This is a genomic window from Rhodopila sp. (genome assembly GCF_035548235.1).
Taxonomy (GTDB): domain Bacteria; phylum Pseudomonadota; class Alphaproteobacteria; order Acetobacterales; family Acetobacteraceae; genus Rhodopila.
The window spans coordinates 1-9,272 of sequence record NZ_DASZTJ010000134.1 but is presented as its reverse complement, the minus strand read 5'-3'; the positions used below and the strand labels follow the sequence as shown (position 1 = coordinate 9,272).

The 9,272-nt window shown below is 67.9% G+C and carries 8 protein-coding genes; 6 read left to right on the top strand and 2 right to left on the bottom strand.

Translation table 11 applies throughout. From position 1 onward, the window contains the following. The first annotated feature begins 142 nt into the window (after positions 1–142). The 5 genes from VHB27_RS11910 to VHB27_RS11890 all read left to right on the top strand — a co-directional run bounded on the left by VHB27_RS11910 (position 143) and on the right by VHB27_RS11890 (position 4,970). Positions 143–1,090 (top strand): SMP-30/gluconolactonase/LRE family protein, encoded by a 948-nt coding sequence (locus tag VHB27_RS11910; RefSeq protein ID WP_325600599.1) that lies wholly within the window; start codon positions 143–145, stop codon positions 1,088–1,090. Positions 1,091–1,599: 509 nt separating this feature from the next. Next, positions 1,600–2,991: a M20 family metallopeptidase gene (locus VHB27_RS11905; RefSeq protein ID WP_325600597.1), complete on the top strand. Its 1,392-nt coding sequence runs from the start codon at positions 1,600–1,602 to the stop codon at positions 2,989–2,991. A gap of 71 nt (positions 2,992–3,062) precedes the next feature. Beyond that, positions 3,063–3,272, top strand: a complete 210-nt coding sequence (locus VHB27_RS11900) for a dodecin (protein WP_325600595.1) — start codon at positions 3,063–3,065, stop codon at positions 3,270–3,272. Positions 3,273–3,358: 86 nt separating this feature from the next. After that, the gene (locus tag VHB27_RS11895) at positions 3,359–4,105 is read left to right on the top strand and encodes an SDR family oxidoreductase (protein WP_325600593.1); all 747 of its coding nucleotides are present in this window, start codon (positions 3,359–3,361) and stop codon (positions 4,103–4,105) included. A 19-nt stretch (positions 4,106–4,124) separates the two neighbouring features. Next, entirely contained in the window at positions 4,125–4,970 is an 846-nt protein-coding gene (locus VHB27_RS11890; protein WP_325600591.1) for a fumarylacetoacetate hydrolase family protein, read from the top strand. A gap of 181 nt (positions 4,971–5,151) precedes the next feature. Here the strand turns inward: VHB27_RS11890 and VHB27_RS11885 are convergent, their stop codons facing one another. After that, complete coding sequence (locus VHB27_RS11885; protein WP_325600589.1) at positions 5,152–6,225, bottom strand: amidohydrolase family protein; 1,074 nt, start codon at positions 6,223–6,225, stop codon at positions 5,152–5,154. A gap of 122 nt (positions 6,226–6,347) precedes the next feature. Here VHB27_RS11885 and VHB27_RS11880 point away from each other — a divergent pair, with 122 nt between their 5' ends. Further along, the gene (locus VHB27_RS11880) at positions 6,348–7,910 is read left to right on the top strand and encodes a glycosyltransferase family 39 protein (protein WP_325600587.1); all 1,563 of its coding nucleotides are present in this window, start codon (positions 6,348–6,350) and stop codon (positions 7,908–7,910) included. Here VHB27_RS11880 and VHB27_RS11875 read toward each other — a convergent pair. Further along, entirely contained in the window at positions 7,849–9,237 is a 1,389-nt protein-coding gene (locus VHB27_RS11875) for an oligosaccharide flippase family protein (protein WP_325600601.1), read from the bottom strand. The two genes, VHB27_RS11880 and VHB27_RS11875, sit on opposite strands and share 62 nt — an antisense overlap. Positions 9,238–9,272: the final 35 nt, after the last annotated feature.

Sequence of the window (9,272 nt, the reverse complement as noted above, 5' to 3'; positions counted from 1 at the left end):
GCGCTGACGCCGGGTTTCCTGCGCGGGGTGTTCGGCATCTTCGACCGGTCGGCGCCGGAGGCGACGAACCGGTAGGCTCCGTTTGGACTCGCGGACGCGGCGAGCCTACGATCCGCGCGAGAACAAGGGGGAACGTATCGTCATGAACCGTTGGGAGTCGTCCGCGCCGATCCGCTATCCTGATCCGGACGTGAAGGTGCTGGACAAGCGCTTCGCCAAGGTCGTCCTGGGCAACGCCGCCATCCATCGCATCGCCACCGGCTTCGCTTTCACCGAGGGACCGGTCTGGTTCGGCGACGGTCGCTACCTGCTGTTCAGTGACATTCCCAACGATCAGATCCTGCGTTGGGACGAAACCACCGGCGGGATCAGTGTTTTCCGGTGCCCCTCGCACTATGCCAACGGCAACACGCGGGACCGCCAGGGTCGGCTTCTGACGTGCGAGCACGACACGCAGCGGCTGACCCGGACCGAGTATGACGGCACGGTCACCGTGCTGGCCGACGAGTGGGAGGGCAAGAAGTTCACCGCCCCGAACGACGTTGTGGTGAAGTCCGACAACACGATCTGGTTCAGCGACAATGGCGCGGGGACGCGGGGGAACTACCTGGGACACACCGCGCCGCAGGAGCATCCGTTCCGCGTCTACCGGCTGGATCCCGCGTCCGGCACGCTGTCGATCGCGGTCGGCGACATGGCGCGGCCGAACGGCCTCTGCTTCTCACCGGACGAGAGTCGGTTGTACGTCGTGGACACGCCGCATGACCGGCCCAAGAGCACGCGCGTCTACGACATCGTGGACCATGGGACCCGGGCGGTGAACGGGCGGACGTTCTTCGACGGGGAAGGCTGGGCAGACGGTATCCGCTGCGACACCGAGGGCAATGTCTGGGCCGGCTTCTCCGGTGGCCCGAGCGAGGACGGCGTGGCGGTCTTCGCCCCGGACGGCACGCTGATCGGCCGTATCCTGCTGCCGGAACGGTGCGCGAACCTGTGCTTCGGCGGAACGAAACGCAACCGCGTGTTCATGGCGGCGAGCCAGTCGGTGTATGCGCTCTATGTCGAGGCGCAGGGGGCGTTGGGCGGATAGCGGTCCTTTGTCCGCAACGCGGAACGACAGGGACCTGCGTCCGTCGTGTTCGGGTTTGGCCCGACCATCCGCGATTTGCGGTGGTGATGGAGAGAATGCCGCGGCTGGCGGACATGAAGTCGTCCCGAGCCGGTGTCGGGATAGCTGACCAGACCGGGTGCTGGCCGTAAGTGAGATTTTTGACACAGATGAGATCGGATGGGCGCAGATGAACACAGATTCCGGGGGGCGGGCGCGGTGTCTGCGGGCTCGTCGTCTCGGACCAGGCGACACGCCAGCAGATCCCGCAGAAGCTGTGTGCATCCGTGTGCATCGCTTTAAGAACCTGCTTTGAATGGCCTTGCCATCAACCGCTCCGACAGCCGGCCCATGAGGCACCGCAAAGCATCGGAAAACGTGGGAACTCATCCATCTGACGCGTCGCGTTAACTCGGCACCCATGCGGTCCGGGTCATGACGAACAATGCTTATCCTGCTTTAAGACGCGGCGTCCGCGACGGAGGCATGACATGGCATCGAGAGACGGCGCGCTGAACCGCGCTTTGGGCGTGTTCGACACCAATGGGTTCCGCGATCATCTCGCGTCCCTGGTCGCCATCCCCAGCACCTCCCAGGATCCCGGGCATCTGCCGGACGTGCAGGCCTATTTGGAAACCGGCATTCGCCCCTGGCTGGAACGTCTCGGCTTCACCGTCGAAGTCCACCCTAATCCGGTCGAGGGATTCGGCCCGATCCTGCTGGCGGAGCGGATCGAGCCCGGCGCGACCCGGACCATCGTGACCTATGGCCACGGCGACACCGTACGCGGCTTGGAAGACCAATGGCGCGCGGGCTTGGCCCCCTGGACGCTGACCGAAGAAGGCGACCGCTGGTACGGCCGCGGCACCGCCGACAACAAAGGCCAGCACGTGCTGAACCTGACCGCCTTGGAGGCCGTCATCGCCGAACGCGGCGGCCGGCTCGGTTTCAACGTGAAGATGGTGCTGGAAACCAGCGAGGAACGCGGTTCCATCGGCTTGCGCGAATTCGTGGCCCAGCATGCCGATCGCCTTGCAGCCGATGTGCTGATCGCCAGCGACGGGCCCCGGGTGATGCCCGAGGTCCCGACGATCGCCACCGGCACGCGCGGCATCTTCCAGTTCGACCTGGTGCTGGAACTGCGCCCCGGCGGCGTGCATTCGGGCCATTGGGGCGGGCTGACGACCGATCCCGCGATCGTCCTGTCCCACGCGCTGGGCAGCATCATGGACCGGCACGGCCGCATCCTGGTGCGCGACTGGCTGCCGCGGAACGGAGTCCCGGCCTCGGTGCGCGCGGTCCTGGACGGCTGCCCGGTGGGTGGCGGCGGCGAAGCGGCGACGATCGACGCCGATTGGGGAGAGCCCGGCCTGACCGCGGCCGAGAAGATCTATGGCTGGAACAGTTTCATCGTGCTGGCCATGGTCTCCGGCCGGCCGGAGAACCCGGTCAACGCCGTCGCCCCTTCGGCCCGTGCGACCTGCCATATCCGCTACACCGCCGATACCGACCCGGCGGTGTTCGAGCCGGCACTGCGCAAGCACCTGGACGAAAACGGCTTCGGCGTCGTGCGGATCGAGAAGGCCGGCGTGCGCATGGCCGCCAGCCGCACCGATCCGGCCCATCCCTGGGTCCGATGGACGGTCGGCAGCATGGAGCGGACGCTGGGCAAGCGGGTGCAGGTGATTCCGAATTCCTCGGGCGGGCTGCCGGGCGACGTCTTCGTCGACCACCTGCATGTGCCGTTGGTGTGGATTCCCCATTCCTACAACGGCTGCAAGCAGCACGGCCCGGACGAGCACCTGCTGATCGCCCCGGCGCGGGAGGGGCTGGCTGCCTATACCGGCATCTGGTGGGACATCGGCGAGGGCGGCACGCCGTAACAACCGCGACAGATAGCGCGACCGGACGGCGCGTCATCGGTTCTCCTGTCCATCGAGGAAAGGAGACCGGAATGTCGGACCACACCTACCGCATCGTCGAAGTCGCCGGCTCGTCGGAGATCAGCCACGCCGACGCCATCGATAACGCCATCGCCCGCATGGCCAAGACCACGCGGCACCTGCGCTGGTTCGAAGTCCTGCAGATGCGCGGCGAGATCGAAAATGGCGAGATCCGCCACTATCAGGTGACGATGAAGGTCGGGTTCACCGTGGAGGATTAGGCGGAAGCCTTCGATCCCCGGGTCCCTGGATTTCCCCTGCGCCGAAACTCCGTTAAAGCAGCGCGGCCCAAGGGAAGGAGATGCCCATGCCGTCGCTGCAAGGAAAGACCGCATTCGTCACGGCCGCCGGCCAGGGGATCGGGCGCGCCACGGCCCTGGCGTTCGCCGAGGCCGGGGCGCGGGTCATCGCCACCGACGTCGATGCCGGGAAACTGGGCAGCCTGGCGTCCGACCGGATCACGACGGCGGCGCTGAACGTTCTGGATGCCGCGGCGATCAAGGCTGCCGCCCAGTCCGCCGGGACGATCGACATCTTGTTCAACTGCGCCGGCTTTGTGCACCAGGGGACGCTGCTCGAGGCGACCGAGGACGAATGGTCCTTCGCCTTCGACCTGAACTGCCGGTCGATGTTCCGCACCATGCAGGCTTTCCTGCCCGGCATGCTGGATCGCGGGAAGGGCGTGATCCTGAACATGGCCTCGGTCGCGTCGAACCTGAAGGGCGTGCCGAACCGCTTCATCTACACCGCCACCAAGGCCGCCGTGGTCGGCATGACCCGCTCGGTCGCCACCGACTACGTGACACGCGGGATCCGCTGCAACTGCATCTGCCCGGGCACGGTGGAGACGCCAAGCCTGGGCGAGCGGATCGAGGCGAACGCCCAAGGTGCCGGCGGGGTGGACGCGGCGCGCGCGGCCTTCGTTGCCAGGCAGCCGATGGGACGGCTTGGGACGCCGCAAGAGATCGCGGCGCTCGCCGTCTATCTGGCCGGTGACGATGCCCAGTTCATTACCGGACAGGCTGTCGTTATAGATGGCGGCCTGACTCTTTGACCTTGAGGGGGAAATATCCATGAAGCTGCTGCGCTACGGGCCCGCCGGCGCCGAGAAACCCGCCCTGCTGGACGCCGACGGCCAAATCAGGTGCCTGAGCCAGATCGTCCGCGACATCGACGGCTTCGCGCTGTCCGAGGCTTCGCTGAAGATGATCGCCGGCATCGATCCGGCGACGCTTCCCAAGGTCGAGGGCAATCCCCGCATCGGCGCCTGCATCACGCGGCCGGTGAACTTCGTCTGCATCGGCTTGAACTACGCCGACCACGCCGCGGAGACGGGCAACCCGATCCCCAAGGAGCCGATCGTGTTCCTGAAGTCGCTCTCGGCCTTCTGCGGCCCGAACGACGACGTGAAGCTGCCGCGCGGCTCCGAGAAGCTGGACTGGGAGGTGGAACTGGGCGTGGTGATCGGCAAGCTCGCCCGCTACGTGCCGGAGCATGAAGCGATGGACTACGTTGCCGGTTATTGCGTCTGCAACGATGTCAGCGAGCGCGACTACCAGACCAACCGCGGCGGCACCTGGGACAAGGGCAAGGGCTGCGACACGTTCGGACCGACCGGTCCGTGGATGGTGACGAAGGACGAAGTGTCCGACCCGCAGGACCTGCCGCTGTGGACCGAGGTCAACGGCAAGCGCTACCAGGACGGCTCGACCCAGACGATGATCTTCGGGGTGCAGAAGCTTGTCAGCTATGTCAGCCACTTCATCACGCTGCATCCGGGCGACGTGATCGCCACCGGCACCCCGCCGGGCGTCGGCATGGGCATCAAGCCGGAGCCAGTGTTCCTGAAGGTCGGCGACGTGATGCGGCTGGGGATCGAGGGCCTGGGTATCCAGACGCAGCGGGTGGTCGCCGGGTAAGGGAGCCGTAGTGGAAGAGGTTGGTGCCAGAATAAGGCCGGGCACCGGCGCTTCCGCGTCGTGGACGGGCCAAGCCCGACCACGACGCGGCTTTCTCTCGGCCAAAGGCGGGCGTCGTCCGCTTGCTACCAACCGGTTTTGATCCCGACCGTTGATCAACGTCGGTTGGTAAGGCAGCGCCCTACGGCGCGATCCCCATCAGCCGCGCTGCCGTGCCGCCCAGGATCGCCATTCGTTCGTCATCCGTCAGGCCCGGCGTGTTCAACACCAGGTCGACCTCGGTGCTCGTCCAGGGGAACGGATAATCCGTGCCGACCATGATCTGGGCCGATCCGGTCTCGGCGATCAGGTGACGCAGCGCCTCGGGCGTAAAGACGATCGTATCGAAGAAAAGCTGGCCATCGCGCAGGTACGCGGTCGGCGCCTTTTTCGGTAGGGGCCCGACCCGGCCGGGGAAGGTCCGGCACACCGCGTCGGACCGGTTGGCATAGGACGGCAGGAAGCCGCCGCCATGTGCGGCGCAGATCTTCAGGCCAGGGAACCGGTCGAGCGTGCCCTCGAAGATCAGGTGCGACAATGCGATCGTCGTCTCCAGCGGGTTGCCGATCGTGTTCGTCAGCAGCCCGCTGCCGCCCAGCCGCCCGGACGGTTCCAACTCCCGGGTCCCCAGCGGATGCATGAAGACCAGCACGCCCAACTCCTCGCACTTGGCCCAGAACGGATGGAACTTCGGATCGGCGAGTTCCTGGCCCGCAACGCTGCCGGCGACGCCGATGCCGCGGAACCCGAGTTGCTTGACCGCGTGCTCAACCTGCTGGGCGGCAAGGTCCGGGAACTGCAAGGCCGCCGTTGCGAACGCAACGAAACGGTCCGGATGGGCGGCGCAGAACTCGACCAGAGTCTCGTTCTGGATGCGGATCAAGATCTCGGCCTGGTCGCGGTCGGCGCGGTACCAGAACGGATTGATCGACAGCGCCTCCACGTCGATGCCCTGCGCGTCCATCGCCGCCAGCCGCGCGCTGGTGTCGTCGATCAGCAGGCCGGGCGCTTCCAGCGGGTGCCCGATCACCGCCGCAGCCTTGGGAACGATGCAATGGGCGTGGATGTCGATCACCTTCGCGCGCTTGCCGTTCACCGCCACGTCTCGCCGCCGGGTCGCGGGCGAGGGGGGCGGGGCCGGCGTTGTCGACAGGCCGCAGCCGACGAAGGCGATGCTCGCCATGGCCGTGGAGAGTAGGTTGGCGGCGATCGACATGGCATGTCCTCCGGGGCGCTTTGGCGGAAACTCTGGCATTTGCCTCGATCGCCGCCAAGTCCGTGCGACGGTCGCGTCGATCGGACTATCCCGACGCGGCAAAAGCGGCGATACCGCGCCGCATGCGGCTGACTCCCATCGTTGTCCTGATCCTCGCTACGACGCTGATCCGGTTTGCCTTCGCGGCGACGACGGGGCTGGGGGTCGATGAAAGTTACATGATCGCCGCCGGGCGGCACTTCGCGTTCAGCTATTTCGACCATCCGCCGCTGTCCTGGTGGCTGTCGCACGGGGCGGCGGTACTGGTCGGCGCCGAGGCGTCGGTCGTGGTCCGCGCGCCGTTCATCCTGCTGTTCGCGCTGTCGCAGTGGCTGACGTTCCTGATCGGCCGCCGCGTGGGCGGCGAGCGGGCCGGGTTCTGGGCGGTGGTGGCGTTGAACCTGTCGCCGGTGTTCGGGCTGACCACGGGAACCTGGGTGCTGCCGGACGGTCCGCTGGATTGCGGGTTGCTCGCCGCCGTGGCGTGTCTGATGCGGGCGCTGTCGCCGGCCGAGGGGTGCGACGGGGGGAATAGCCCGGTCACGCCGGGCCATGACGGAGGACGATGGGCCAACGAGGGGGGACTGGCCGACGGGGGCAGGATAGGCTGGTGGCTGGCGGCCGGCGCTTGCGCGGGGCTGGCGATGCTGTCGAAATACTCGGCGGTGCTGGTGATCGGTGGTGCCTTCCTGTTCTTCCTGGCGACCCCTTCGCATCGCCGCCTGCTGGCGCGGTCGGGTCCGTATCTGGCGGTCCTCGCGGCGGCGACGGTGTTCAGCCCGGTCCTGATCTGGAACGCCCGCCACGGCTGGGCCTCCTTCGCCTTCCAGGGCGACCGGGCGCTCGGTCTCCAGTTCCATCCCCTGGCGCCGCTGACGACGCTGGGGGGTGAGGCGCTGTTCGTCCTGCCCTGGATCTGGGCACCGATGATGCTGCTGCTGATCCGAACCTTCCGCGCCGGGGCGCCCTGGCCGGATCGGCTGCTCGCCTGGCTCGCGATCCCGCCGATCGTCCTGTTCGTCGTGCTGTCGCTATGGTCGCGCCAGCGCATTCTGTTCCATTGGGCCGCGCCCGGCTACCTCATGCTGTTCCCGCTGCTGGGTCGTGCGATGGCGGAACGCGAAGGCGTTCCCTGGGTCCGGCGCACCGTCCGCGTCACCGCCGCCCTGTTGCTGGGCGCCATGTTGATCATGGCAACCCAGATCCAACTCGACTGGTTGGGACCCGGCTTGGCGCTGTTGAAACGGGACCCGACCCTGGAGGGCATGAACTGGGCGTCGGTCCGCGACGACCTGCTGGCGCGGGGCCTGCTGCCGGCGGACACGGTCGCGGCGGCGTTCAACTGGCGCGACGCGGGCAAGTTCGGCTACGCGCTGGGGCCGGCGGTGCGGATGCTGTGCCTCAGCGGCGACGCGCGGGAGTTCCGGTTCACGGCCCCGCCGGCGCGCTTCGCCGGACAGACGGTGCTTTTGTTGAGCCTGGATCCGCCCGCCCGAGCGGCGGCGGTGGCCGCGCCATGGTTTGCGTCGGTGGATCTGCTGCCGGGGGCATCCGTCCGCCTCCAAGGCCGCCAACTCGCCCCCGTCACGATCCTGCTCGGGCACGGATTGCGGGCAACGCCTCAATCTGAGGCCGGACGATCATGAACAGGCCGAACAACGGCCGCAGCGGCCCGACGCCCAGGGCGCGGGCGTTCGTCCACAGCGTATAGGGCAGCAGCAGTATCTGGCTGCCGCACCAGACCATCACCGCCTGCCAGGCATTCGACGGGGGTATCAGCAATACGCCCGCGCAAGTCAGCAGAAGGCTGGCGACATGGCCGTACAGCGCGATCCTAACCCCACCCGCGGCCACCAGGGCCACGCTTGCGGGAAACGTCAGCACGCCGATCGCCATCAGCCCGACCAGCGGCAGCGCCGCCGGGCCGGCCGATTGCCAGGCGGGTCCCATGACACGGACGACCCCATGACTCAGCCCGAACGCCAGCACGGCGCAGACCGGCAGCATCACCAGGCCGATCAGGCGCATCCAGCGATCCACCTGTGCCAGCATCGCCTTGCGGTCGCTTTGCAATGGCGACAGGACCGGCAGCAGCAGCCGCCACAGCGCGGTGGAGGTCAGATCCCGGACCGTGTCCACCAGGCGGAAGGCGATATGCACCTCGCCCAAGACGGTCGAGCCGGCGCTGGCGCCGATCAGCACGGCGAACAGGCGGTAGCGGCCGATCAACACGAGGGTCGAGCCAGTCAGGGGCAGGCCGATCGCCAGCAGGCGGCGCAGCGCGGCACGATCGAACGCTGCCAAGGGCCGCCAGCCCCGGCCCAGCAGCAGGGCCAACGCGCCGGTGGTCGCGCCCAGGGCCTGTTGCAGCACGATCGCCCAAGGTCCGAGGCCGGCCAGCGCGCCCGCGATGCCGACCGCGCTGCCAAGCCCTTGGCCGAAAATAGTGCGCAGCGCGAGGCGTCGATATGCCCGTTCCCGCGTCAGCAGTCCTTGGACGACCCCGGCGGCGCCCACCAGAGGCAGCGGCAGGGCGAGCGCAAGGGCCATGCCGATCAGCCTTTGATCGTCCAGCATGGACGCAAGTACCCAGCCCACGGCCGCCTGCAGCACCGCGGCGCCAAGGCCGATCAGGCAGGATCCCCAAAAGGCCGAGGACGCCTCGCGCTCCGTCAACTCCGGTTGCTGCACCAACGCGTCGGCGAACAAGGCGTTGACGGCGACCCAGAGCACCACGTTCAGCGCCGTCGCGGCGGTGCCGATCCCCAGCGCCTGCGGGCCCACCAGGCGGGCGACCAGGAACGAGGTGACGAGGGAGAAAATCCCCGACACGCCCGCGTCCAGGGCGGACCAGAAAGCATCCCGGCGAAGGGATGGACGGCGGGTGGTTCGACCAATCCCTCCCGGGTCGTCCGGAAGGACAACCCCCGTCCGCCCGTCATGCCCCGGCCCGACCGGGCCATCTGGCGCCACAGGAGATGGCCCGGTCGGTCCGGGCCGTGACGGGG